Genomic DNA, 24485 nt, shown 5'->3' with positions numbered 1-24485 from the left:
GCATTGTCGGGAATCTCTCTTTAATTCGTTTATGGTTCGAGTGCTTTTGCCACCGAGCGATTCAATTTCTGGAATAACCACCCAAGCGCGATTAAAGATGCTCCTAAACCTAAGAAGCTGATTGCTCTCCAGAACCCATCCAGAGAACTAACATCCCATAAGAATACTTTGAGTGCGACAAAAGCTAAAACCACTAGACCCACGCGCTGCATCATCAACCCTCTGTGTGTCACACCGCGCCAAGTAAGCAATCCACCCACGAGCAAACCTGCTACTGAATAACTGAACAGTTCTGCCATGCTGGTCGGTTGGTACAACATCATGGATGTGGTTTGCCAGAATTGACGGATAGACATACCTAACCAAATAGCAGCAAGTGCAAAGCCTAGGCTAGCAACCGCAAATCGATGAACCTGTAACGTATTCCAGTCTCTAAAGGTTGCGATAAGTAGGATGCAAGCTGGCAGCAACCAGCCGACGCTTAGCATATTAATGACGGGAAGAGCTTGGGCTGAGACGTTGTCAGTCACCAATGGCGACTCTGCCGTATTAAGCAAAATTATCAGCAATGCGAAGGCACACCAAAGCAGGTAGCTGTAGGCTTCATAGATGCGGCTTAAGCGTTGTGCAAATTGGCTACGGTATCTGTACACCAAACCCATAACCAACGCTTGGTTAGCAAAAACGATGGCGCTTGTGAAATCAAGGTGTCCCAAATAGCCGTACTGCCCAGTTAACCAGTAGTTGGTTTGGGTGAATAGCGCCATTAAGAATACATGCAAAAATGCGCCTTCAAACCAGTTGGTCAGTTCGAGGTCCACTTGCTTTAGCGTGGCTCGAGCATAGAGCAGGATGATGAGAGACGGTAGGTAACTCACAATAACCCAAGCCCAATGTCCTGCTTCTACGGGTTGCCATTCAGGGATGAAGGGTAAAAGTGTGAGGCGGATGACCAGTATCCCCATCGCCACTTTAATCGCCCAACTTGCGGGGCGAAATAACCCTGATTGCGTCTGCAACGCCATTACCGCAACTTGTATCGAGATTGCTGTCGTCAACCAGGTATCGCTTAACCAAACAAAGGCGATGCCTACGATTAAAGCGTGCATGACGGCAGAACATTCCAATGCTAGCGAATGTAAGCGCTGACCAAGTACAACGTAATAAACGGTCACCAATGCGCAGAATGCAGTCCAGTGCCACAGGTAGCCTTGCATAAATTCGTCGACATAAAACAACGTAATCAAACTCATTGCTGGAGCCAGTACCAACAGAAGCACGCCACTGAGTTGCGATCGGTCACTGAGTGACTGGCAATAAGTTCGACAGCAGATCAGTGCAATACTGGTGGCCAATGCGAGTAAGATACTGGCACCATGTTCTGGCATATACAAAGCGTCAAACGCGACAGTGAGGATAACAAGTGCGGTCGCAGAGACCAATATGGAAGGCAAAAATACGCGCAATGACCAACCTGTGCGAACCGCTGGGAGCCATACTGTCGCAACGAGCAGCGCATAACAGTACACCATGTGCAGTGTGTCCAATTCTGGCATTCTAGTGACAGCCGAAAAGGTCAATAACGCAATCGCGAGAGAGGTAGCGGTCGGCGGATTTGTCCACTTATTCTGGCAGTGATGAGAACGAGGATTGAGTGTCCAACCCAGTCTTGGAACGGCGAAAATAAGATAAAGAGTAATTGAGAGATAAATAGCCAGCCAAGAAAAAAGCGTCTCAAGCGGCATGCTTTCAATGAGCAACAGCATCCAAACAACATGTGGAAGCGCGATGCTTGGAGAAATCCATGCACTACGCACTTTTTGCATTAGCAATGTTGCCGCGACCGAGATCGCGCTGATATACCCAGCTAATAAGAAGTAATTAGGCTCGCTTCCACCAATCCATAACGGTGCGGTATATCCACCAATCAGACCAAGCACCGCCATCAATGGTCCTTGCTGTAAAGATAGAGCCAAGCTACAAAATGCAGCAGCGGCTAAGATGATAAGCGAGACACTAGGCGTCAGCATTTGATAAACAACAAACGCAAAGATAACCGTGCAGTAAATGCCAGTTAGCCCGGTTCCGGTAACGGCGGCAGGCACATAAGTAAAGCCTTGGGCTCGTGTTGCTCGTTGAGGATTTTGTTGTTCTTTGCGGTGGAACCATTCGCCAACAAGCACCATAAGTAACGAGAGTACAAACGCAAAGGACACACGCATAAGTGGCGAAAACTCAATGTGACTACCAATAACCTGTACGAGATACCCCCCACCAATTAGCATTGCCAGCGCGCCCACCCAAACCAACCAGTTTTCTTGAATGTTGCTAAACAGACTCTGCACTCTACTTGGCAATATAGACTCTTGTTCTTGACTAAAAACGTCCAGTTGAACTTCGCTTGTCTGGTATTGAGCTTGATGTGTTGCGTTTGGATAAGATGCTCGGTCGGTAATCGGGTCATGCTCCTTAGAGGATGAGGAGTTTGCCTCTTTTGTTACCTCTTCAACACTGGATTGTTGGCGCGTTGGTTGGTTCGAGTCCTTATTTAGACTGACTCGCAGTGATGTTACCTCTTCACGAAGTTTGGTTAGCTCTTTTTCTAAAAGTGCTGCTCGGTTGGCGGCTTTCACTCCGATGAGGATGGCGAGCAATGCCATGAATAGTGCTAGTATTACGTACAATCCATTTCTCCTTGCGTACGTCGCGTGACACACGATTCTTAACTTTGAGCACGTACGCTAAAGCTTAGTCCAAGCGCTTTGCCTTAGCTTCATATAGTGCTAGGTTCCGCGCTTTCTTTAAGAATCATTCTACATAATGAAACTCAATGCGTAATGATGAATTCGACGAAGCGACATACTTGTATGTCACTTTAAGACCTGATGAACAGAAATGAGTCGTTAAGTCATTGGGGTTCAACTATATTCATAATTCTGATGCGATACCCAAGTGACCTCAAAAATGTGTATTTCAGAGGCATGCTGTCGAAGAGTCGAAGGTAAGCCGTTTAGTCTGCATGCTAAGTCATGCTTATTGAACCGCACGCCCGAGGTTATTTGGGTATAGCGCATTCACGCGAAAAAAGACAAAACAGGTAAATTATTAATGCAAGTGGGTAATGAAGCGCTGGTTCTATCAGCGGTTGGGGTCATTGGTTTAGGTTGTCAGTGGTTGGCATGGCGATTGCGCTTACCAGCGATTTTATTTTTGCTGCTAGCTGGGTTGATTGTCGGGCCATTTATGCAGTGGTTAAATCCAGATGAGATTTTAGGGAATTTGCTCTTTCCGTTGGTTTCATTGGCGGTTGCGGTGATTCTTTTCGAAGGCAGCTTGACCCTAAACTTTAAAGAAATTCGCGGTGTGAGTGGCTCAGTCTGGAGTATCGTTTCCATCGGGGCCATCATTTCGTGGGCAGCAACCAGTATTGCGACGCACTATTTCCTCGGTTTTACTTGGGAGCTCGCCATGTTGTTCGGCAGCTTAACCGTGGTAACAGGTCCGACGGTGATCGTGCCACTTCTTCGGACGGTAAGGCCTAACAGTACGCTTGCTAATATTTTGCGTTGGGAGGGGATCTTGATTGATCCACTCGGTGCGCTTTTTGTTGTGATGGTTTATGAGTTCATCGTATCGCACAGCGCGATAAATAGCGTCGAAGTGTTCGGGACGCTCATTGCCGTGGGCGTCATTCTTGGTGCGGCCTCCGGCGCAGCAGTCGCAACGATTATGCGCCGTGCGTGGCTACCGGAATACTTGCAGCCATTTGCGGTTTTGATGATCGTGCTCGGCGTATTTTCCGTCTCCAACCATATTGAGTCTGAAGCCGGATTACTCACGGTTACTGTAATGGGTATGTGGCTTGCCAACGCAAAGGGCATCAATATTCAACAAATTCTGCACTTTAAAGAGCACTTGACCATATTGCTGATCACCGGCCTATTTATTTTCCTTGCTGCACGCATTAGCTTGGATGATTTTGCTGCGCTGGGTAGTGGCGCGTTATTGCTGTTTGTATTTATGCAGTTGGTGTCGCGCCCGTTGTCGATTTTCCTCTCAACCATCCGCAGTAACTTGAGACTTAAAGATAAACTGTTTCTGTCTTGGGTTGCACCGCGCGGTATTGTCGCTGCCTCTATTTCTTCTCTTTTCGCGATCAAATTGACCGAATACGGTATTGATGAAGCGATTTTACTGGTACCTATGACCTTCATGGTGATCATCGGAACGGTTGTTTTACAAAGTGCAACGGCACGTCCTGTCGCATTGATGTTGGGCGTCGCGGAGCCAGCGCCACGCGGCTTCTTGTTGATTGGTGCTAACCGAGTAGCCAGAGAAATTGGTCAAGCGTTGGCACGCTATGACCGCCGCATATTGATGACCGATTCTAACTGGGAGTACATCAGTCAAGTTCGTATGTTGGGGCTGGATTACTACTACGGGAATCCGATTTCTAGTCACGCAGATGACAATTTGAACCTGATAGGGGTGGGACAAGTCGTTGCATTAACGCCTGACCAGCATTTCAACATTATGGCTTGCATGCAATTTGTCGACGAGTTTGGTGAAGATAAAGTTCACTGCTTGCAAAAAGTGAAAACCAACGGCAATGGTAGCGAGAAGCACTCCGTGGCTCAGGAGTACCACGGTAAATTGCTGATGGGCGGTAACGTAAGCTATACCCAGCTGGCCAGTTTGTTGAGCCGCGGTGCAGAGATAAAACACACGAAATTGAGCGACAACTTTACGTATCAAGACTATTTAGCGCACCACAAAGGGAACTCGGTAGTACCGTTGTTTCACGTTGAAGAAAAAGGGAAAATTCAATTCTGTGATGATCCTGAGCAGTTTACTCCAACCACCACAAGCACCGTTGTGTCTCTGATTCTGTCAGAAAGCGCAAAGTAAATTAGAGAAGTATGCGGCCCATTTTTATCGTAGTGTCTCGCACGCTGATTACTTCAACTTCGTGAAACACTCGCCTGCTTGTTTAAAACGGAAGGCGAGTTTCTCTTCCTATAATGTCAGAGTAAGTCGTGATTCATTACTGGTTTCGGAAAAGTAATCTCGTGAATTCAGAAAATTCGCATTGACGTTACTGATAAGGATCGCAATACTGCGCGACTGTTTTACTTTAGGGTGACATTATGGCTCCGCAAACTAACCGAAAAGATTTACATCTAGACGCTGTTTTACATCATGACATGAGCATGAAGCATAAAACGGCGGGCTTTGAGTCTGTCGAGTTTGAACACTGCGCGCTGCCAGAATGTGACTTTCAGGCGATCGACCTATCGACAGAGTTTCTTGGCCACCGACTGGCGCTGCCGTTTTTGATTAGCTCAATGACAGGTGGAGCGAAAGACGCTGAAGTGATCAATTGTCGTTTGGCTGAAGCTGCCAGTGAATTAGGCATTGCGATGGGCGTGGGTTCGCAGCGTATTAGCTTAGAAGATCGCCAACACGCAGGTCTAGGCAAAACCATTCGTGATTTAGCCAAAGATGTGCCGCTTTATTCTAACCTTGGAGCCGCTCAATTGCGCGACAAAGGTAAACTTGATAATGCGCAGCGTGCGGTTGAATCCATTCAAGCGGATGCGTTGTTTGTACACGTAAACCCAATGCAGGAAGCGTTTCAGAAAAATGGCGACCATAATTGGATTGGGGTCTTACACGCTATCGAGCAGCTTAAATCTCGCGTGAATGTTCCGATCATTATTAAAGAAGTCGGTTTTGGTATTAGTGGTCACGTTGCGCAGCGATTGGTTGACGCCGGTGTGGATGCCATTGACGTAGCGGGCGCGGGTGGCACAAGTTGGAGCGCGGTTGAAGGCTATTGCCAAGATAACCCGAAAATGCAGCGTGCAGCCGAACTTTTCCGCGATTGGGGCATCCCAACGGCAAAATGTTTGACTCAAATACGAGCACAGTATCCTACATTACCTTTGATCGCCTCAGGTGGTGTGCATAACGGACTTGAAGCGGCGAAAGCCATACATTTGGGCGCCAATCTCGTTGGGCAAGCGGGCGCAGTTTTGAAAGCGGCTACCATAAGCACTCAAGCGGTGGTCGAGCACTTTGAGCAAATGGCGTTAGAGTTACGTTTATCATGTTTTGGCACGGGGTCTTCTAAGATCAGCGCATTAACGCAAGCGCGCTGCCTATAGGTGTTTATGGTGTCATTTACGCAGCTTGGCTCAATAATTTTTCGGTGTCTTAACACGTAGACTGATAATTTCGTTATAGTTGATACAAAAGTCACTTCAACAAGTGACTGCTTAGTTCAGACCGTTGAATGGGCATTTGTTGAAGCGATTGAGTTTTATTTTAATATTGTTTGCAACTGGAACCTTAAATTTATGAAAAAACTAGTCATGCTGATGTTGGCGGCTTCTGCTTTAACCGCTTGTAGTGATGAAGTGGGCACTGAAGGCTGGTGTAACGACATGCGCGATAAGCCAAAAACAGAATGGACAGCAGACAATGCAGTAGACTTTGCGAAGCACTGTGTTCTTCAAGATGGTGTGGGCAGCGAGCAATGGTGTGAGAACTTGAAAGATAAGCCAAAAGGTGACTGGAGTGCAAACGAAGCCACCAGCTTTACTAAGCACTGCATTTTCTAAGCACTACACTTTCTCAACACGGCGTCTCTTATTAAGAGCGATGACTGTGTTAGACAAAATATTAAGAAAACACCAAGCGTCTTGCTTGGTGTTTTTGTATCGACAATAGCTTGGGCTTTCACGTTCTGAGCACACCTATCTTTCCTCTGAGTAGAGTGTTTTACATTTTCGTTTCATTTTTGAAAACCTGTATTACCTGCCTTTAATTTTTCGCATTGCAGTGGCATGGTGTCGGTGTATTCGTCTAATTCAATTAGATTCATAACAAAAAGGGACTCAAATGGAAGTACTCAAAGGCTCATGTCTGTGTGGTAAGGTGAAATTGGAAGTGGCAGATGAATTCAAGTACATGGGAAATTGCCATTGCTCGGAATGTCGAAAATTTACTGGCTCTGACTATTCATCGGCGGGCGGTATTGCTTTGGATAAGTTGCTCATTACTCAAGGAAAAGAGGATATTCAAACTTATCAGAAAAGCGAAAATACCATGTTATGTTTTTGTCGCCATTGTGGATCGAGCCTGTATTCGAAAAAGAACAATGGGATTGTCAATATTCGCCTAGGTGTCTTGGATGATGCTCCATCCCACAAGCCAAATTTCCATATTTTTGTCGCGTCCAAAGCGCCGTGGCTTGAGATATCGGATAACCTGACTCAGTTTGAGGCCGGGCCCAAATAGAGTAGTAGCGGAAGAGAATTATTTAGTAACAGAGGGCGTTGCAATAAGTCTGCAACGCCCTCTGCACTTTTATTTTTGAAATTAGAACAGAGATGATTATTTTGCGTCTTGCAGTTCTTCTAAGCCACCTGCATTGTGCAGATTCGTGAACCCTTGCGATTGCAAATATTGATACGCTTTACCAGAGCGGTTACCACTGCGGCAGTACAACACGATCGCTTGATCTTTATCGACGTCTTGGAAATGTTTATCAAGATCAGATAAAGGGAAATTGACCGCATTGTCTAAATGCCCCTCAGAGAATTCTTGCGGCGTGCGTACATCGACAATCATTGCGCCTTTCTCAATCAGTTGCCACCCTTGCTCAGCACGCTCAGAAGCCGCAACGCTGAAAGAAAGCAAGCCAACGCACAATGTTGCAAGAAACAGAGATACGACCTTTTTCATTGTTTGATTATCCTTTTTAAGAGTATGTAACCACTCTAGATTTGATTGAACACATTTTCCATCATAAAGAGGTTTTAAGTGGTCGTGAATGTCAAAAGTTTCGATAGAAGATTTTATTCAATTCAATAAAAAATTTTTATGAAATCCACCTCTTGAACTCCAATTTTTCGACCTTATTATTCTCATCGAAAGCGAGCGGTCGACTCGCAAATCCATCTTGATGTTTATTCTGTCTTTTATTTTTGGTTCCAAGTAGGAGGCACTTAAAAATGAAAATTCGTCCTTTAAATGACAAGCTAATTGTTGAAAGACAAGAGGTGGAAAATAAATCTGAAGGGGGAATCGTTTTAACTTCTCAGTCGGTGAAAAAATCAAACCGCGGGAAAGTCATTGCTGTTGGTTTAGGTAAACGCCTCGAAAATGGCGAACGCGCTGCGATGGAAGTCAAAGTGGGCGACCAAATCATTTTCAATGACGGTTACGGCGTGAAAACCGAGAAAATTGACGGCGCAGAATACTTGATTCTGTCCGAATCTGATGTGTTAGCAATCGTTGAGTAATTATTTTTGTAGTAGTTTTTGAGGAGATAATTATGGCTGCAAAAGACGTATTATTTGCTAATGACGCACGTCAAAAAATGCTGAAAGGTGTGAACTTACTGGCGGACGCAGTAAAAGTAACACTAGGCCCGAAAGGCCGCAACGTTGTGCTTGATAAATCTTACGGCGCGCCAACCATTACCAAAGATGGTGTGTCGGTAGCGAAAGAAATCGAACTGAAAGACAAGTTCGAAAACATGGGCGCACAAATGGTGAAACAAGTGGCGTCCAAAGCGAATGATGAAGCGGGTGACGGTACAACGACGGCTACTGTACTGGCGCAATCTTTCATCAACGAAGGTCTTAAAGCGGTAGCTTCTGGCATGAACCCAATGGACCTAAAACGTGGTATCGACAAAGCCACTGAAGCGGCGGTTGAGAAACTACGTGAAATGTCTAAGCCATGCAGCGACAAAGAATCCATCACCCAAGTGGGTAGCATTTCTGCAAACAGCGATCGCGCGATCGGTGAAATCATTGCAGAAGCGATGGAAAAAGTGGGTCGCAATGGCGTGATTACGGTGGAAGAAGGCCAAGGTCTAGACAACGAATTGTCTGTGGTTGAAGGTATGCAATTCGACCGCGGTTACTTGTCGCCATACTTCATCACTAACCAAGAAAATGGCAGCGTAGAGCTAGACAACCCTTACATCCTATTGGTGGACAAAAAAGTCAGCAGCATCCGCGAGCTATTGCCAGTGCTAGAAGAAGTGGCGAAATCTTCTCGCTCGCTATTGATCATTGCTGAAGACATCGAAGGTGAAGCGCTAGCGACATTGGTTGTGAACAACATGCGCGGCATCGTGCGTGCGACGGCGGTGAAAGCACCTGGTTTTGGTGACAACCGTAAAGCGATGATGGAAGACATTGCGGTACTAACCGCAGGTACGGTCATCTCTGAAGAAATCGGCCTAGAGCTTGAAAAAGCAACGCTAGAGCAACTAGGTAGTGCGAAGAAAGTGACCATCACCAAAGACACAACAACCATCGTGGGTGGCGCAGCAGAAGCAAGCGCGATTGCTGATCGTGTGGCTTCGATTGAAAAACAAATCGAAACAACCACCTCTCAATACGATAAAGACAAGCTTCAACAACGTGTTGCGAAGCTTTCTGGCGGCGTAGCGGTGATCAAGATCGGCGCTGCAACCGAAGTTGAGATGAAAGAGAAGAAAGACCGCGTGGACGATGCGCTACACGCTACTCGCGCAGCGGTTGAAGAAGGTATTGTTGCTGGTGGTGGTGTTGCCCTAACTAAGATCGCGAAAGAACTGGCGGATCTAAAAGGTGACAATGATGACCAAAACGTGGGTATCCGAGTTGCGCTACGTGCAATGGAAGAGCCTCTTCGTCAAATCGCAACCAACGCAGGTGACGAAGCTTCAGTTGTGGCGAATGCTGTCAAAGCGGGTGATGCCGATTACGGTTACAACGCTGCAACAGGTGAATACGGCAGCATGATCGAAATGGGTATCTTGGACCCTGCGAAAGTAACACGCTCAGCGCTTCAATTCGCAGCGTCTGTTGCTGGCTTGATGATCACCACTGAAGCGATGATCACCAACCACGTTGAAGACAAAGAACTTGATATCTAACGTTACCAATCGTTAGTGATTAAGTAAGTGTTAAAACAACAATAACATTGCAAAACCTAAGCGGGCTCGCTTGAGCCCGCGAATCAGTCATTTGAGGTAAGTGTTATGACCCGTTTACCTGCGTTTTCTTTCTCAATATCTGAGCCGAGCGGTAATGAAGCTTCGTCAACGTGGCCGACGGCTATTCACTTCCCCCTCGTTCCAGCTGGGCCAGAGTTTTCGATCGAAAATGCTCTGCCTAAACGTCCGACAGTGACAATATTCACTATCGATTTGTCTCAGTTATTTAAAGGGGACGCACGGGTCATTCATTAACTGCATCGAAACAGCCAGCGTAAGTTGGCTGTTTTTTTTCATTTCTGGGTGTAGGTCAAATTATTGATAATGTGAATCGTTTTCGTTTGATTGTCGCTACTTGTTCAATGTGTTAGCTTAAATTGGGACTGTTCCCAAGTAAGGTAATAAAATAATGAATAAGAAAATACTGCTTCCCTTAATGTTAGGGATTTCCGCTACTGCCGCTGCTTCTGATAACAAGGTTGTAGAAAGTGTCTTGATTGATGACATCGCGCTAGAAGGTTACGTGAAGAAAAGCTATGAGGTCGTGATGCAAAGCGAGCCTGAGCTTTTCCCGTACGCGTTTCGTGGTAGCCGTGTGCAAATGAAGTTACTGGTTGAGTTATTCCATAATTCAAAGAACGACAAAAAAGCGGCTCGCGTGATCACTCTAGGGAATGGTTATGTACCAGGTAATCCGGGTGTAAAACACACTTACGATGCTGCGATTGTGGACCGTTTTACTCAAAACTATCCAGTCGCGTTCGACTACAGTATCTATCAAGCTGGTGGCACGCCGGTATTTAGTGAGGATTACTCACCGCAAAACGAAGCCAATGATGTTTCCGTATCGACAACCACGGTTGCTCCGTCTATCGGCTTAACCGCGACTGCAACACCGGGCTCAGCACCAAGTTTTTCTGGCTCGTTGACGACCGATCTCGGTGTGGCTTATACGTCTCGCTACTCAAGTAAGGATTACGTCACCGCAGCCAAACCAAAGGCTTCCATGGAACGCGGTATGGGCGTTAAGTGGACCACCTCTCTTAGCCAAATTTACACCAACGACTACCAGTACTACGGTAAATGGGCGGGCGTTTACCACTACACTGGTTGTTCAAACGAAAACCTATTACCAGAAGAGAACTTGCCGCGTTTGATCTACGGTTTCAAACCGAAATTCCAGTACGTGTTCACACCAGAATTTGAGCGCGGAGAAGAGCCAAAAACGGAGATGATCGCACGAGCTGGCATGAAAGAAGTTGAAGAAGGTTTCTCTCGCAATGCGTGCAACTGGTACGATCAAGGTACAACAAGCCACTACACTGAGGCACAAATTCGCTTCACGATTGATTGGGATACGCTAACCGTTATCACTCAATAAACGTTTCACTTATCAGACCGAAGGTTTGTGGATTGTAATGCGGCTCTAGTAGCCGCATTTTTTATGGTCGAAATCTGATCGCAAGCGCATTAAGTCTTTAAGCCCAGCATCGCGCCGAAAATGACCAATCCCGCACCACATGCTTGGGCGGATTGGCAGCAATCAACACGTTGTGAAACCTTCAACGGCAGCACTTAGCAATCATTTGCGCATTTTTATTTTTGCATACAAGCCGCGGTGGATGGCTTAGGCGCGGCGATGGGATCGTATCCTTTTGTTATGGACGATATTAAGCGCGGTAATTTGGTCGCGCCATTTGGTTTTGTGCTATCAGGTTGCAATTATGTTTTATTGAGCCAAGATAAAAAGCGTACAGAACTCGAACATAAATTCATCACGTGGTTACAAACGCAAATGGTAGAGTGTGTACCACTACCATCGCAGCAAAATACGCAAGGCGAATAGAAGGCGTAGAGCGTGATTACGTCAGTCAGTTTGATGGAAAAGGGCTTAGGAAATTGGAAATGGAAAACCTCAATATTGTTGAAATCAAATCATTTGTTCCAGCGAAAGATTACGCGCTCTCAAAACGTTTTTATGAGGCGATAGGCTTTGATATGGCGTCAGACTTCGGTGATGTGGCGTACTTCTCTCAAGGCAGCTGCGCGTTCCTTTTACAGAATTTTTATGAGCCAGAACACGGCAACAACTTCATGATGCACTTGCTCGTAGAAGACGCAGAAAGCTGGCATCAGCACTTATCCAAAGTGGGCCATGAGGAATTTGGCTCGCGTTTGACTGAGCTGGTCGAGCAACCTTGGGGCATGCGCGAATGTTGTTTGTTTGACCCTAGTGGCGTTTTATGGCGAATCGGTCAGAACATGAATACTGACTAACGCCAGTCCTCTTTTCAGAACATCTATATCGCGCAGGTATTGATATCTCGATACCTGCGCGTTTTGTTTTTTGCTTAACCTTGCCAACGTTTCTCGCGCACTCACGCCTTTTTCGAGGTGGTGTGCGATGGACTGACCCCAAAAAGCTCCTCAAGCAGCATGGCTTTGAGTTCTGCTCTGACTTCTGCCCCACCGATTAACGCCAAAAGTGCGATCCCACCTGGGATGAGAATCACCATCAATATTGGTCTTAAAATATAAGAAAAGCAGAATATGGTCGGCAAGAAAATCAATCCTTGGCCTAGTTTGTTTAATACGTACATGAGCGATTCCTTTTGTTTTTATATAAAATTGAGCTTGCTCATTTTTATAATTGAGCGCGCTCAATTTGTCAATGTCAGCCGCTCAAGGTATGATCCTTTCAGGCTCATTAAGCAGATACATCAATGACGAAGCGACAACAAACCAGAGACAAAATCCTAAAAGCCGCGTGGGCATCTTTTGCTCAGAATGGCTATGACATGACGACCACAAGGCAGATTGCGAGAGAAGCAGGAGTCGCCGATGGTACGGTGTTCAGCCACTTCCCGACCAAACTGTCGATTTTGCGCGAAGGGATGCTGACGCAACTGCAACAGATCAGCCAAGAGACGCTAGTCAGTGTGGAAGGTAAGACAGCTATCGACATTGGTTTGGCGCTGACGGAGAAATACTATCGCTACTATTTTGCGAACGTCGAGTTGAGCCGAGCTTTGTTGAAAGAAGTGATTTGGGATTTGGATTATTATCAGTCGTTTAACCAAGCTTTGTTTCAATCTGTAAACGGAAGCTCCGTCCTTGAGGGAAAAATACCGCTGATTTTTGACTGCTATTTTATGACGTTAATCTCGCACTTGAGCCGTGCAGAACCGGATGTTGAAGCGGCACTTGAAGAGCTTCATGCTAAGTTTCAGCAAATCATTGCGACTGCATAACATGGCCCCAACGCAGGATCTGAAAGAATATACTGCCTGTCATTTTATTTGCTGGACTCCCATTTTCTCGTTTCAGTTGGCGTCTCACCAAATAGCCGCTTGTAGCTTTGACTGAACTGCCCGAGATGGAAAAAACCAAAGTCAAAAGCGATTTCTGCAATTGTTCGATTATCTTCAGGGCTTTGTAGCACTCTACGTACTTGATTCAGCCGAATTCGGTGTATGAATTGCTTTGGGGAAGTATTACAGCAATGTTCAAAGGTGTACTGTAGTGTGCGACGACTGACGTGTACTGCGTCACACAGTTCACTGACGGTTATCGGTGTACGGTAGTCTAGATCCTGTAGCTGTTGTTTTATACGGTGCATCACGTGTTGACGATGAGAGATTGATATCGGATGGCTCGTGTGCAGTGAACTGAGTGAGAACAACTCCAGCACAATATCTTTTAAGATTGCTTGATGTGTGGTTTCAGACCATCTTGGCTCGGCGGAACCAAGTAACGTGCCTAAGTAGTATTTAAGTTGTTGAATGTGTTTTTCCGTCAAACCCGTTAAGTGCAATGTGTTGTTTTGGATACTCCCAAGCTCAAGCTGTTTTTCTATGATTTGAACCAGTTTTCTGTCGAGTACTATTCCATAGATAGAAAACTGCTCCGGTGTCATTAACTCAAAATCAGCGCCACCTTGTCTAAGCAAAAGCTGGCTTGCATTAAACTGACTGTGATTTAGGTGTAGCGGCTTATTTTCCGCACTCAAGCCCAACCAAATTCCTCCCTCTTCAACCCTGCATTGCTGTCTTAGTGAGCGGTTACTGTCTTCACGAAATACATGGAAATTGGGAAATCGTCGTTCTCGAATTTGACCTAAAAATCGGCCATCGCTGAGTTGATCGTATTCCTGTTGCCAGTTTATTAGGCTTGCAGCTTGTTGGTTTGCATCCTTTGTGTGATGGATGCACAGCATTGGTGCGGTTTGGGGTGTTTGGTCACTCATCCTTGTGATGCTCATTCCTTTTTTGTGAGTCATGTTGGAGCAGTTTTTATGTAACTCATTGTTTATTAGTGTTTTATAAATGTTGCCAGTTTTTGATAACGCTACGGAACACATTTGGCAATACTTTCTTAAAGCTTATTGATAGTTCAGCAAAAAGCGAACCAAATAGTGAAGAGGAAGAGCAATGACGGCAACTTATCGTCGGCAACAAGGAAGTAAAGTCTATACCTTTAAGTCATTAGCTGACTTGATGGCGAAAGCGACACCGGAGCGATCAGGCGATGCGTTAGCTGGGGTTTGTGCTCAGTCAGCGGCAGAACGTGTAGTCGCACAAATGGCGCTGTCTGAGTTACCACTTAAAACGTTTCTTAACGAGGCGGTTATTCCATACGAAAGCGACGATATCACTCGCCTAATTATCGATACGCATGACCTTGAAGCCTTTAAACCGATTGAGCACTTGACGGTCGGAGATTTTCGAAATTGGCTGCTGAGTGAAGAAGCCGATGGTGAAACGTTGGCTAAAATTCGTCAAGGTTTAACACCAGAAATGGTGGCCGCAGTCAGTAAGATTATGCGCAACCAGGATTTGATTCTCGTTGCTAAAAAATGCCAAGTTGTCACGGCTTTTCGGAATACGATTGGTTTGCCGAGTCGCCTGTCTACTCGCTTACAGCCGAATCACCCCACTGATTCTCTCAACGGTATCGCAGCGACCATTTTTGATGGTCTGATGTACGGAAATGGCGATGCGGTTATCGGTATCAATCCGGCAACAGATAATGTGCCTCAAGCTATCAAGTTAATGAACTTAATGGATGAGGTGATTCAACACTATCAAATACCGACTCAGTCTTGTGTGTTAACTCATGTAACGAACACGATCGAAGCCATTGAAATGGGTGCACCAGTCGATCTCGTTTTTCAGTCGATAGGCGGCACGCAAGGAACGAACGATACCTTCGGAATAGACTTATCAATTTTGAAAGAGGCCCATGAAGCCGCGTTGTCTTTGAATCGAGGTAGTGTAGGAAACAATGTGATGTATTTTGAAACCGGACAAGGTACAGCGTTGTCTGCGAATGCATTTCATGGGGTCGATCAACAGACTTGCGAAGCTCGTGCTTATGCTGTCGCGAAACAGTTCGATCCTTTGTTGGTTAATACAGTTGTTGGGTTTATTGGCCCAGAGTACCTGTTTGATGGCAAACAGATCATTCGTGCTGGGCTTGAAGATCATTTTTGTGGGAAGCTGCTTGGTTTACCCATGGGTTGCGACATCTGTTACACCAATCATGCCTATGCCGATCAGAATGACATGGATAATTTGCTGACACTGTTAGGCGTGGCCGAGTGCTCTTTCATCATGGGTATTCCAGGGTCTGATGACATCATGCTCAACTATCAAACTACCTCATTTCACGATGCCCTTTACGCAAGAAAAGTACTCGGTCTGAAGCCCGCACCAGAGTTTGAACAATGGTTAATGGAGATGCAGATTTTCGAGAGCGTGCAAGACGTTCGGTTAAGTGAGCAAATCTCTCGCTCGTTTTCGGGAGCAATTAATCAACTGAATAAGGGGTATTCTCATGGGTAAAGTGATCACCATTTCTCAGTCCACACAAGACGAGTCTGAAGTTGTCACACACAACCCTTGGGGCAAGTTACGCGACTTCACCTCTGCTCGGATCGCTCTGGGTCGCAGCGGAAACAGTGTACCAACCAACGAGTTACTCTCATTTCAGCTGGATCATGCCCAAGCTATGGATGCAGTGCATTGCAGTTTGAATATTGAGTCTCTCGTTGCTGGTTTGTCGGACTCTTACTCGATTCTTGAAAATACCTTAGAGCCTCCAGTGGTAGTGAGCAGCCAAGTGAGTGATCGGCTTATGTACTTGCAAAGGCCCGATTTAGGACGGCAGCTCGATGAATCTTCTTGGAAAACGCTCAACTCGATAGCAAATGAGCATAACACTGACATTGATCTTGCGATTGTTATTGCTGATGGACTTTCTTCCGTCGCAATTCAAAACCATGCCGTGCCTGTTGTTACGCGATTGATTTCTCTTTTAAGCGCTGATGATGAACATCAATGGAAATTCGCACCTATCACAATCGTAAAGCAAGGAAGAGTAGCGGTAGGGGATGATGTTGGTGAATGTTTTAACGCTAAGGTCGTGCTGGTTTTAATTGGAGAGAGGCCAGGTCTAACTTCTCCGGATAGCATGGGTATGTATCTCACTTGGGGGGCTAAACGAGGCTCTAAAGATTCCCAAAGAAACTGCATTTCCAATGTGCGCCCTCAGGGGCTCAATTATGACGATGCCTGTGAACGCGCATTTTACTTGCTCAAGGAGGCTCGAAAATTACAACTGTCAGGAGTGAACCTGAAAGATCGCTCCGACATCAATGAGCCAGGTGGCGCAAGCGTTGAAGATAAACACAGTGACAACTTTTTAATTTCATCAAAGTAGAAGGATTTAATATGTCTAAACATCAGGAGTACTTGGCCAAAAGGCAGCTAAAAAGAGGCACCGCAGGTTGGATTTTACTTGCTGGCTTAGGTGTCTCGTATGTTATATCTGGTGACTTCGCCGGTTGGAACTTTGGCATCGCTCAAGCAGGATGGGGAGGCTTTCTTATTGCTGCTATCGCGATGGCAGTAATGTATTTCACGCTAGTATTGTCTTTAGCTGAAATGTCTGCGGCTATTCCTGCTGCGGGTGGTGGTTACAGCTTCGCAAGGCAGGCGATGGGGCCGACAGGTGGCTTTTTCACTGGCTTATCAGTTTTGATTGAATATGCGCTCGCGCCTGCTGCGATAGTAATTTTTATTGGCTCAGCAGTGAATGAATTGGTTGGTATCGATGGCCCTGTTGTTTACGCACTTTTCTACGCCGTCTTTATCGCTATTCACATGGCAGGTGTTGGCGAAGCTCTCAAAGTAATGATGGTCATCAGCGGTTTGGCTGTGCTAGCTATTCTAATCACTGCTGCTGTGCTTATTGGTCACTTTGATGTTAATAACTTATTCGATATTGCTCCGGCGACGGCTCAGGCAACAGAAATCTTGCCGTTTGGGTGGTATGGCGTATGGGCGGCGTTGCCATTTGCAATGTGGTTGTTTCTTGCGGTTGAAGGTGTACCTTTAGCGGCAGAGGAAGCAAAAAATCCGGCAAAAGATGTTCCAAAAGGCATCATTGGTGCGATGTTGTTTTTATTACTAACCGCAACTCTAGTAGTCGTTCTTTTGGCTGGTGCGGTTGGTTCAAAGGTCATAGGCGATAGCGCGGTGCCATTAGTTGACGCGCTGAAGCTTACAGGCAATTCAACGATAGCAATGGCCGTGAACTTACTTGGATTGGCTGGTCTTATCGCTTCTTTCTTCTCTATCATTTATGGTTACAGTCGCTTGGTGTTTGCGCTTTCCCGCGCGGGTTATTTGCCGCAAACTTTGTCATTAACCAGTGACAAAAAAGTGCCTTCTCGTGCGCTTTTGGTTCCGGGCGTTTTTGGGTTCTTGGTTTCTCTTACGGGGGAGGGGGACTTAATCTTGGCGATGGCTGTTGTCGGTGCGACTGTATCGTACGCATTAATGTCCTTGAGCCATATTTTATTGCGAATTAAACAGCCGGAGTTAGCTCGCCCATATAAAACGCCTGGCGGGATAATTACTTCGAGTATTTCTCTGGTGCTTTCTTTGATCGCAATGACAGGTGTTTATGCTTTTGATCCCTCAGCCTTTTTCATGACAATGGGATTGTTTCTTATCGGTGGTGTTTATTATGGGTTGTACAGCCGCAACAAATTGGTTGCAGCAACCGCCGAGGAAGAGTTTGCCATGCTTTCTGTTGCAGAATTAGAGCTTGAATCAGATGTAGCACGATAGCCATTTCAATTCTTGTTCGCCACTACATCAAGGGAGCCATAGGCTCCCTTTGTCATTTCTATCAAAAGTGCATAGCGCACAAATGCATCACTTTAACTTTATAAGTGGTTAATCATGTGAAAGTCTAGTCTGGATAACTATGGCGCAGAGCCATCACAGGTAAAGGTTAAGTTTTCAAGGAAAGATCATGATAAACAAGGTATTTAATACACTTTTGGGAACAGAGTTACCGATTATTCAAGCGCCAATGGCCGGCGTGCAAGACAGCCAAATGACCATAGCTGTCAGTAATGTTGGCGGGCTTGGCTCGTTACCTTGTGGAATGCTGAACAAAGACGCCATCGTAAAAGAACTTCAACTTATCAAACAGGCAACCAACCGACCGTTCAACCTCAACTTCTTTTGCCATGAAATGCCGGAATATGACGCCAACAAGCACGAAGAGTGGCAAAAAACGCTGCAACCGTATTTTTCTGAAGTTGGTGCAACCGTACAGGCTCAGCCAAACGCTCCGACAAGAATGCCTTTCAATCATGATATTGCTGACGCGATTGAACCATTTGCACCGCCAGTGATTAGTTTCCACTTTGGTTTGCCAGACGATGAGCTGTTAGCTCGAATTAGAGGGTGGGGCGGGAAGATCCTTTCGTCAGCGACCACGGTGGATGAAGCACTATGGCTGGAAGCAAAAGGCGTTGACGGCATTATCGCCCAAGGCTTGGAGGCTGGTGGACACCGAGGCATGTTTTTATCGGATGATTTATCTACTCAATTAGGCTTGATGGCGTTGTTACCGCAAATCGTCAAGCGCGTGAATTTGCCTGTTATTGCAGCAGGAGGAATTGCCGATAGAAATGGTGTAGAAGCCGCGCTGAAGTTAGGGGCAAGTGCTGTTCAAGTTGGCAGCGCCTACTTGTTGTGTGATGAGGCGAAAACATCGTCTTTACATCGATATGCGATTGCCAGTGAGCGTGCGCAGCATACGGCGGTGACCAATGTTTTTTCGGGCCGGCCTGCACGAGGCATTGTGAATCGCGCGATGTCGGAGCTAGGCTACATCTGTGAGTCTGCGCCGAAATTCCCATATGCTTCCATTGAAATGACCCAGTTAAGAGCGCTTATGGAGAAGCAAAACCGAGATGAATTTACGCCGTTGTGGTGCGGACAAAATTCGTCGGGTTGCAAAGAAGTTTCGGCAGCAGAAATGACACTGTCATTAGTGGAAGGGATTGATTTGAGCTTATGTTCCTCAGACTAATTTGGCCTGAGGAACACATTTCAAGTGAAGGTTATTGAGGCGCTTTCATCGCTTCAGATTGGTCGCCCGTCATCACGAAGTGCAACTCACCACCCGGTTTGAACTCGGAATGGTCGAAGAAGAAACCGTTATCCAACGCTTTACCATTGATGGTGACAGACTTGATGTACATGTTGTCATCGGCGTTATTCTCTGTGGTGATGGTGAACGTACCGTCTTTAACCGGAATCACCGCTTTGTCGAATAGCGGACGACCCACAGTGTAAATCGGTTCTGCTGCGTTCACTTGGTAGAAGCCTAATGCAGACATCACATACCAAGCGGACATTGCGCCCACGTCTTCGTTACCAATGACGCCTTCTGGCGCAGCGAAATACATGTCATCCAGAATGTGGTCGACGACTTGTTGTGTCTTCCATGGTTCTGCGGTCCAGTTGAATAGGTAAGGAATGTGGTGTGAAGGCTCGTTACCAAACGCAACTTGACCAATCAAACCAGACATATCCGGTGTTTCTGTGCCTTGGCTTTCTGCGGTGAAGGTGGCTTCTAGGTTCTTCTGGAACTCAGCATCGCCACCCATGATGGTTTTTAAGCCTGCGATGTCATGCGGTACAAACCAAGTCCACTGCCACGCGTTACCTTCGGTGTAGTTGCCTGTCTCGTGTTCCGTACCGTATGGGTCGAATGGCGTCATGAAGGTTTCATCAATCATCACTGGGCGCATAAAGCCCGTCACGCCATGTTCTGCGTATTCCGTTGGGTTGTAATCGAAGTACTTCTTGTAGCCTTTCGAGCGTTCAAGGTATTGCTCTTCTGCTTGAGTATCACCGGCCGCTTTGGCGATTTGTGCGATAGCCCAATCGTAGAATGCGTTTTCCAGACCGTAAGAAACAGACTCAACCGTGTAGTCTTCAAATACTGGCTCACCATCGACACGTTGGATAGCTGGCGTGAAGCCGTTTTTCTCAATGTAGTCGATGTGCTTGGTTAAAGTGCGATCCAATACGCCCTGATCCCAATCGGCTTGCAGTGCTGGGTAGTTGTCGTAAGTCGAAGAGTCGATTGCGGCTTTCAGTGCCAGCTCTTTCTCTTGTTGAGTAAACTCTTCTGGGAATTTGGTGATTGCATCCGCAATCACTGCTACCGCTGGGTAGCCTACCATGGTGCCGGTTTCGTCACCTAAGTGCTCCCATTTCGGCAGCAAGCCGCTTTCAGTGTACTTCTGAACTAGGTTCTTCGCGTATTGCACCGCGCGGGTTGGCTCTGTGATGGTTTTTAGTGGGTGTAATGCGCGTTGGGTATCCCATAGAGAGTAAACCGAGAAGTTTGGCTGTTCTTCTGTTGCTTGACCGTAAGCGATGGAGTATTCCCCTTCGCCTTCACGAATTGAGCCTTTGCCCATGCCACGGAATCGACCGTCTACATCTTGATGCACCATAGGCGCAATCTTGGTGTGGTAAAGCGCAGTGTAGAAGATCTCTTTTTGATCTTCCGTGCCCCCTTCAATTGAGAAGTTGAGTGCTTTTGCCCATTTCTCACGTGCGTTGTTACGCGCAGTATCGAAAGAGACATTCGCTTCGGCATCGTAGTTGTTTTCTGCGCCTTGTGGGTCAACCGCAGATAACGCCACTTGCGCATTCAATTCTTGTGAGCCTTCATCTTCAAATTCGATGTAGGCAGTGACGTCCGCTTTGACACGCTTAACTGGATTACCTTGGTCATCGTAAATCAATTCAGAAACGTGCTCTGCCGTTAGGCCGTCAACAGGCTTACCATTAGCAAGGATGTAGACGTCTTTGATCTTCTTATCGAAAGTCGCATAGAAGAAGATTTTTTGGTTTTTCGCCCAGCCAGAGAAGTGCGCTGCATCGCGCTCGCCCGTGATGGTATGACCGTCTTCGCTCACCGTCAGTTTGTTGCGCAGAGAGGTCGAACCCCAGTCGCTGTTAAGGATGGAGTTGAGGTCTATCTTCAGACGTTGTGGTTGACCTTGCGGATAGGTGTAACGATGGAAGCCGACACGTTCAGAAGCTGTAAGCTCAGCTTTGATGCCGTTTTCTGCAATCTTCACAGAGTAGTAACCTGCTTCTGCCACTTCAGAGGTTTTGTCCATCTTGACCGAAATCGCTTCGCGGTAGTCGTCGCTGTCTTCGATGTATTTAGCTTTATCTTCGGTAAACGGCAGGAACAGAATGTCACCTAAGCCGCCCATACCCGTGCCAGATAGGTGAGTGTGGGAGAAGCCAAATAGGGTCTTTTTATCGAAGTGGTAACCTGATGAAGAGTGCCAGCCGATCAGCTCGGTATCTGGAGACAGTTGCACCATGCCTTCTGGCACAACAGGCCCCGGGAAGGTGTGTCCGTTAAAGCCGGTTCCAATGAATGGGTCGACGTATTTTAGGTTGGAAGTATCGACGCTTGGTGAGGTGTTATCGTCGTCATCGTTGCAGCCAGCCAAACCAATAACACTTGCAATCACTGCGGTGGCGATAGCGGTTTTCGTAAAGTTCATAATCTTGATTCCTTAGGCAGGAAGCGAGTTACGTCCTGCCTCTGAGTTAATCTATCTGTTTATTCTTTAAACACGAATTAAATAAAACGTTACTGAGCTTGAAGCGCTTCTTGCTTGTCACCCGTCATGACGAAGTGAAGCTCGCCACCCACTTTGATTTCGCTGTGTTTGAAGGTGAAGTTGGCATCCAGCGGTTTGCCGTTGATGGTTACGGACTTCACGTACTTGTTGTGTGGACTGTTGTTGTCTGCGATGACTGTGAATTCGCCGCCTTCCACTGGAATGGTGATTTCATCAAACATAGGACGACCGATGGTGTAGACCGGATCCGCAGGCGTCACTTGGTAGAAGCCCATGGCCGACATCAAGTACCAAGAGCTCATTTGACCTACGTCTTCGTTACCAATCAAACCAGTTGGTTCGCTGGTGTACATCTCTGACATGATGCGGTCTAGGTACTCTTGCGCTTTCCATGGCTCATCCGTTAGCGCGTATAGGTAAGGAATGTGGTGCGATGGCTCGTTACCGTGCATGTACTGACCGATGTAACCCGTTAGATCTGGCAGCTCTTCACCTGTGTTTGAAGAACGCGCATTGAATAGCTCGTCCAAGTCTTCACGGAAGGCTTTCTCTGGCGTGGTGTCTTTGCCTTGTGCCAAGTCTGCTTGGTAGATTTCTTGTTTCAGACGGTTGAAATCGTGCATTGGTTGGAACTTCCATTGCCACGCGTTCCCTTCGGTGTAGGCAAACTCGTCCACGTAGTAAGGGTCGAATGGTAGCAGTGGGCATTTCTCTTTCATCACACCTGAGCCTTCAGGCCATTCAACCATTTCACACTCATCCAAACGCTCTTCATCAATTGGTTGGTTGAACTCCAAAGGCGGTTTGTTTGGTGATGAGCTCAGCGGGTGGTTTTTCGGACGTAAGAAGCCTGTCTCTGCATCCCAATGGTTAAGCCAGTTGTCGGCACGAGTCATAAACTCTTCTTGCAGTTTTACATCGCCAGCCATGCGCGCGATTTCTGCCATTGCCCAGTCGCCATATGCAAACTCAAGCGTGTAAGATGCACTGTTCCAGTAGCCGTGATGAACAAAGCCGTTTTCTTCGTACACCTTCACTTGCACAACGTTTGCTGCGCCGATGTTGTTGTCTTCCGTCCAATCTGGGAATTCAGATGCCTCGTGGTAACGCACCGTAAACTCAGCCGCTTCTTTGGCCAGTTGTGGGTCGATGTCCAAACCTTTCGCCATCGCGTCAGCAATGATAGAGACCGCAGGGAAGCCGATCATAGTGCCAGTGTAATGGCTGTGCAGTTCCCATTTCGGCAAGATGCCACCATCTTCGTATTTACGAATCAAGTCGTTGGCAAACTCTTCGGCACGTTCTGGATCGATAATGGTTTTCAGTGGATGCGCTGCACGGAAGGTATCCCACATGGAGTACACAGAGTAGTTTGGTGTGTCGCCCGCGTCTTTTTGAATGCGAGTACGCATCGCAGGGTATTGACCGTCGACATCTTGGAAAATCATTGGCGCGATAGAAGCGTGGTAAAGCGCGGTGTAGAAGATTTCTTTTTGATCTTCTGTGCCGCCAGATACCATCATGCGGCTAAGCTCTTGGTGCCATGCGTCGTTGGCTTGAGCGCGCGCAGTATCAAATGACACGTCTTTTGCTTCTGCTTCTAGGTTTTTCTCCGCACCTTCTGTGCCTGTTGGTGACAAGCCTACTTGGATTTCTAGCGGTGTTGATGATGGGGCGAATTCTAGGTAAGCAATGGTTTTCACTGCGTCGATGTTGTCGTTGTTTACATCGATTTCCGTTTCTGCGCCGTCAACCAAAGCGATGGCTTTGACGATAGGTTGGTTGAAGGTGGCGTAGAAGTACACGTGCTGGTTGTTCGCCCAACCGTTCGAGCTACGTAAACCGCGAATGGTGTAAGCGTCGATGAACTCTAAATCACCCTTCATGGTGCGGTTGTTGAAGTGACCTTTGTTGAGGGTGTGGTCTAAATCGAACTTGATGTGTGGCGTGGTGCCTTCTTTGAAGGTGTAGCGGTGGAAGCCAACACGTTGCGTGGTAGTTAGCTCAGCTTTGATTTCGCCTTTGTTCAGTTCAACCGCGTAGTAACCCGCTTCTGCGGTTTCGTTGTCTTTATCGAAGGTGTTGAAAACGGCGTTTTCTTTCTTGGTGAAAGGCAGAACTAAGATATCACCAAGGTCGGTAATGCCTGTGCCAGAAAGGTGAGTGTGGGAGAAACCATACACTGGGATTTCAGTCAGCTTACCGTGGTCGAAGTAACCTGCAGCAGAGCCCCAGCCTTCCATTTCGGTATCAGGAGAAAGTTGTACCAAACCGTAAGGCACAACCGCCCCAGGGAAGGTGTGACCATCTGCACCTGTACCAATCAATGGATTGACGTATTGAGTTAGTGTGGTATCGAGGGATGGTGTACCAGATTTGCTGTTGTCGTCATCACTGTTACAACCAGCAAGACCAAACATGGCAGCGAGTATAGCGGTAGAGATAAGGGTTCTTTTTAGTTTCATTTTTATGGTTCCACTGAAGTGAAGTTTTTTAGGG

The 24485-nt window shown here is 46.7% G+C and carries 20 protein-coding genes and 1 pseudogene; 15 read left to right on the top strand and 6 right to left on the bottom strand.

Features of this window, described 5'->3' with window-relative positions; all coding sequences use genetic code 11:
* Nucleotides 1-29: 29 nt before the first annotated feature.
* Nucleotides 30-2660, bottom strand: a complete 2631-nt coding sequence (locus EX191_RS07220) for a DUF2339 domain-containing protein (protein WP_414718286.1) — start codon at nucleotides 2658-2660, stop codon at nucleotides 30-32.
* Nucleotides 2661-3108: 448 nt separating this feature from the next.
* Here EX191_RS07220 and EX191_RS07215 point away from each other — a divergent pair, with 448 nt between their 5' ends.
* The 4 genes from EX191_RS07215 (at nucleotide 3109) to EX191_RS07200 (ending at nucleotide 7302) form a co-directional block, all read left to right on the top strand.
* Nucleotides 3109-4908 (top strand): cation:proton antiporter, encoded by a 1800-nt coding sequence (locus tag EX191_RS07215; RefSeq protein ID WP_193447450.1) that lies wholly within the window; start codon nucleotides 3109-3111, stop codon nucleotides 4906-4908.
* A gap of 239 nt (nucleotides 4909-5147) precedes the next feature.
* Nucleotides 5148-6167: a type 2 isopentenyl-diphosphate Delta-isomerase gene (gene fni, locus EX191_RS07210; protein ID WP_193447449.1), complete on the top strand. Its 1020-nt coding sequence runs from the start codon at nucleotides 5148-5150 to the stop codon at nucleotides 6165-6167.
* A gap of 192 nt (nucleotides 6168-6359) precedes the next feature.
* A complete protein-coding gene (locus EX191_RS07205) occupies nucleotides 6360-6623 on the top strand; it encodes a DUF3012 domain-containing protein (protein WP_005395285.1) in 264 nt (87 codons plus the stop codon).
* 280 nt (nucleotides 6624-6903) lie between these two features.
* Complete coding sequence (locus tag EX191_RS07200) at nucleotides 6904-7302, top strand: GFA family protein (protein WP_046873838.1); 399 nt, start codon at nucleotides 6904-6906, stop codon at nucleotides 7300-7302.
* Between the two features lie 96 nt (nucleotides 7303-7398).
* On the opposite strand, the gene EX191_RS07195 is transcribed toward EX191_RS07200, so the two are convergent.
* Entirely contained in the window at nucleotides 7399-7749 is a 351-nt protein-coding gene (locus EX191_RS07195) for a rhodanese-like domain-containing protein (RefSeq protein WP_134645406.1), read from the bottom strand.
* Between the two features lie 269 nt (nucleotides 7750-8018).
* Here EX191_RS07195 and EX191_RS07190 point away from each other — a divergent pair, with 269 nt between their 5' ends.
* The 6 genes and pseudogenes from EX191_RS07190 to EX191_RS07165 all read left to right on the top strand — a co-directional run bounded on the left by EX191_RS07190 (nucleotide 8019) and on the right by EX191_RS07165 (nucleotide 12277).
* Nucleotides 8019-8309: a co-chaperone GroES gene (locus EX191_RS07190; protein ID WP_005373989.1), complete on the top strand. Its 291-nt coding sequence runs from the start codon at nucleotides 8019-8021 to the stop codon at nucleotides 8307-8309.
* Nucleotides 8310-8341: 32 nt separating this feature from the next.
* A complete protein-coding gene (gene groL / locus EX191_RS07185; RefSeq protein ID WP_005395280.1) occupies nucleotides 8342-9940 on the top strand; it encodes a chaperonin GroEL in 1599 nt (532 codons plus the stop codon).
* Nucleotides 9941-10045: 105 nt separating this feature from the next.
* The gene (locus EX191_RS07180) at nucleotides 10046-10255 is read left to right on the top strand and encodes a hypothetical protein (RefSeq protein WP_005395278.1); all 210 of its coding nucleotides are present in this window, start codon (nucleotides 10046-10048) and stop codon (nucleotides 10253-10255) included.
* Nucleotides 10256-10409: 154 nt separating this feature from the next.
* Entirely contained in the window at nucleotides 10410-11381 is a 972-nt protein-coding gene (locus tag EX191_RS07175) for a leukocidin family pore-forming toxin (protein WP_006741319.1), read from the top strand.
* Between the two features lie 135 nt (nucleotides 11382-11516).
* Nucleotides 11517-11846, top strand: a pseudogene (locus EX191_RS07170) (type 2 periplasmic-binding domain-containing protein); the annotation flags it as partial.
* Between the two features lie 59 nt (nucleotides 11847-11905).
* Nucleotides 11906-12277, top strand: coding sequence for a VOC family protein (locus tag EX191_RS07165; protein WP_005395273.1), 372 nt, complete (start codon nucleotides 11906-11908; stop codon nucleotides 12275-12277).
* 101 nt (nucleotides 12278-12378) lie between these two features.
* On the opposite strand, the gene EX191_RS07160 is transcribed toward EX191_RS07165, so the two are convergent.
* Nucleotides 12379-12600: a hypothetical protein gene (locus EX191_RS07160; protein ID WP_062858646.1), complete on the bottom strand. Its 222-nt coding sequence runs from the start codon at nucleotides 12598-12600 to the stop codon at nucleotides 12379-12381.
* 123 nt (nucleotides 12601-12723) lie between these two features.
* Between EX191_RS07160 and EX191_RS07155 the strand changes: the two genes are divergently transcribed.
* Entirely contained in the window at nucleotides 12724-13251 is a 528-nt protein-coding gene (locus EX191_RS07155; RefSeq protein WP_005395271.1) for a TetR/AcrR family transcriptional regulator, read from the top strand.
* Between the two features lie 44 nt (nucleotides 13252-13295).
* Here the strand turns inward: EX191_RS07155 and EX191_RS07150 are convergent, their stop codons facing one another.
* The gene (locus EX191_RS07150; protein WP_193447448.1) at nucleotides 13296-14246 is read right to left on the bottom strand and encodes a helix-turn-helix domain-containing protein; all 951 of its coding nucleotides are present in this window, start codon (nucleotides 14244-14246) and stop codon (nucleotides 13296-13298) included.
* 184 nt (nucleotides 14247-14430) lie between these two features.
* On the opposite strand from EX191_RS07150, the gene EX191_RS07145 reads away from it, so the two are divergent.
* The 4 genes from EX191_RS07145 to EX191_RS07130 all read left to right on the top strand — a co-directional run bounded on the left by EX191_RS07145 (nucleotide 14431) and on the right by EX191_RS07130 (nucleotide 19393).
* Nucleotides 14431-15843: an ethanolamine ammonia-lyase subunit EutB gene (locus EX191_RS07145; protein ID WP_005388715.1), complete on the top strand. Its 1413-nt coding sequence runs from the start codon at nucleotides 14431-14433 to the stop codon at nucleotides 15841-15843.
* Nucleotides 15836-16720 carry an ethanolamine ammonia-lyase subunit EutC gene (eutC, locus tag EX191_RS07140; protein ID WP_193447447.1) on the top strand — a complete coding sequence of 295 codons (885 nt, stop codon included), beginning with the start codon at nucleotides 15836-15838 and terminating at the stop codon, nucleotides 16718-16720. The genes EX191_RS07145 and eutC overlap by 8 nt, the downstream gene beginning before the upstream one ends.
* An 11-nt stretch (nucleotides 16721-16731) precedes the next feature.
* The gene (eat, locus tag EX191_RS07135; protein WP_005398344.1) at nucleotides 16732-18135 is read left to right on the top strand and encodes an ethanolamine permease; all 1404 of its coding nucleotides are present in this window, start codon (nucleotides 16732-16734) and stop codon (nucleotides 18133-18135) included.
* A 187-nt stretch (nucleotides 18136-18322) separates the two neighbouring features.
* Nucleotides 18323-19393, top strand: a complete 1071-nt coding sequence (locus tag EX191_RS07130) for an NAD(P)H-dependent flavin oxidoreductase (RefSeq protein ID WP_193447446.1) — start codon at nucleotides 18323-18325, stop codon at nucleotides 19391-19393.
* A gap of 31 nt (nucleotides 19394-19424) precedes the next feature.
* On the opposite strand, the gene EX191_RS07125 is transcribed toward EX191_RS07130, so the two are convergent.
* Both EX191_RS07125 and EX191_RS07120 read right to left on the bottom strand, forming a co-directional pair.
* Complete coding sequence (locus tag EX191_RS07125; RefSeq protein WP_193447445.1) at nucleotides 19425-21905, bottom strand: GH92 family glycosyl hydrolase; 2481 nt, start codon at nucleotides 21903-21905, stop codon at nucleotides 19425-19427.
* An 89-nt stretch (nucleotides 21906-21994) separates the two neighbouring features.
* On the bottom strand, nucleotides 21995-24451 hold the full coding sequence (locus EX191_RS07120; RefSeq protein ID WP_193447444.1) for a GH92 family glycosyl hydrolase: 2457 nt from the start codon (nucleotides 24449-24451) through the stop codon (nucleotides 21995-21997).
* Nucleotides 24452-24485: the final 34 nt, after the last annotated feature.

The sequence above is a fragment of the Vibrio chemaguriensis genome (assembly GCF_012275705.1).
In the GTDB taxonomy this organism is placed as follows: Bacteria; Pseudomonadota; Gammaproteobacteria; order Enterobacterales; family Vibrionaceae; genus Vibrio; species Vibrio diabolicus.
The sequence above is the reverse complement of the archived record's forward strand: the minus strand, read 5'-3'. Positions and strand labels throughout refer to the sequence as shown.

Bases quoted from the DNA above. Each gene is read 5' to 3' on its own strand.
- EX191_RS07220 (WP_414718286.1), bottom strand. From the start codon at position 2,660: ATGGCATTGCTCGCCATCCTCATCGGAGTGAAAGCCGCCAACCGAGCA.
- EX191_RS07215 (WP_193447450.1), top strand. From the start codon at position 3,109: ATGCAAGTGGGTAATGAAGCGCTGGTTCTATCAGCGGTTGGGGTCATT.
- fni (WP_193447449.1), top strand. From the start codon at position 5,148: ATGGCTCCGCAAACTAACCGAAAAGATTTACATCTAGACGCTGTTTTA.
- EX191_RS07205 (WP_005395285.1), top strand. From the start codon at position 6,360: ATGAAAAAACTAGTCATGCTGATGTTGGCGGCTTCTGCTTTAACCGCT.
- EX191_RS07200 (WP_046873838.1), top strand. From the start codon at position 6,904: ATGGAAGTACTCAAAGGCTCATGTCTGTGTGGTAAGGTGAAATTGGAA.
- EX191_RS07195 (WP_134645406.1), bottom strand. From the start codon at position 7,749: ATGAAAAAGGTCGTATCTCTGTTTCTTGCAACATTGTGCGTTGGCTTG.
- EX191_RS07190 (WP_005373989.1), top strand. From the start codon at position 8,019: ATGAAAATTCGTCCTTTAAATGACAAGCTAATTGTTGAAAGACAAGAG.
- groL (WP_005395280.1), top strand. From the start codon at position 8,342: ATGGCTGCAAAAGACGTATTATTTGCTAATGACGCACGTCAAAAAATG.
- EX191_RS07180 (WP_005395278.1), top strand. From the start codon at position 10,046: ATGACCCGTTTACCTGCGTTTTCTTTCTCAATATCTGAGCCGAGCGGT.
- EX191_RS07175 (WP_006741319.1), top strand. From the start codon at position 10,410: ATGAATAAGAAAATACTGCTTCCCTTAATGTTAGGGATTTCCGCTACT.
- EX191_RS07165 (WP_005395273.1), top strand. From the start codon at position 11,906: ATGGAAAACCTCAATATTGTTGAAATCAAATCATTTGTTCCAGCGAAA.
- EX191_RS07160 (WP_062858646.1), bottom strand. From the start codon at position 12,600: ATGTACGTATTAAACAAACTAGGCCAAGGATTGATTTTCTTGCCGACC.
- EX191_RS07155 (WP_005395271.1), top strand. From the start codon at position 12,724: ATGACGAAGCGACAACAAACCAGAGACAAAATCCTAAAAGCCGCGTGG.
- EX191_RS07150 (WP_193447448.1), bottom strand. From the start codon at position 14,246: ATGAGTGACCAAACACCCCAAACCGCACCAATGCTGTGCATCCATCAC.
- EX191_RS07145 (WP_005388715.1), top strand. From the start codon at position 14,431: ATGACGGCAACTTATCGTCGGCAACAAGGAAGTAAAGTCTATACCTTT.
- eutC (WP_193447447.1), top strand. From the start codon at position 15,836: ATGGGTAAAGTGATCACCATTTCTCAGTCCACACAAGACGAGTCTGAA.
- eat (WP_005398344.1), top strand. From the start codon at position 16,732: ATGTCTAAACATCAGGAGTACTTGGCCAAAAGGCAGCTAAAAAGAGGC.
- EX191_RS07130 (WP_193447446.1), top strand. From the start codon at position 18,323: ATGATAAACAAGGTATTTAATACACTTTTGGGAACAGAGTTACCGATT.
- EX191_RS07125 (WP_193447445.1), bottom strand. From the start codon at position 21,905: ATGAACTTTACGAAAACCGCTATCGCCACCGCAGTGATTGCAAGTGTT.
- EX191_RS07120 (WP_193447444.1), bottom strand. From the start codon at position 24,451: ATGAAACTAAAAAGAACCCTTATCTCTACCGCTATACTCGCTGCCATG.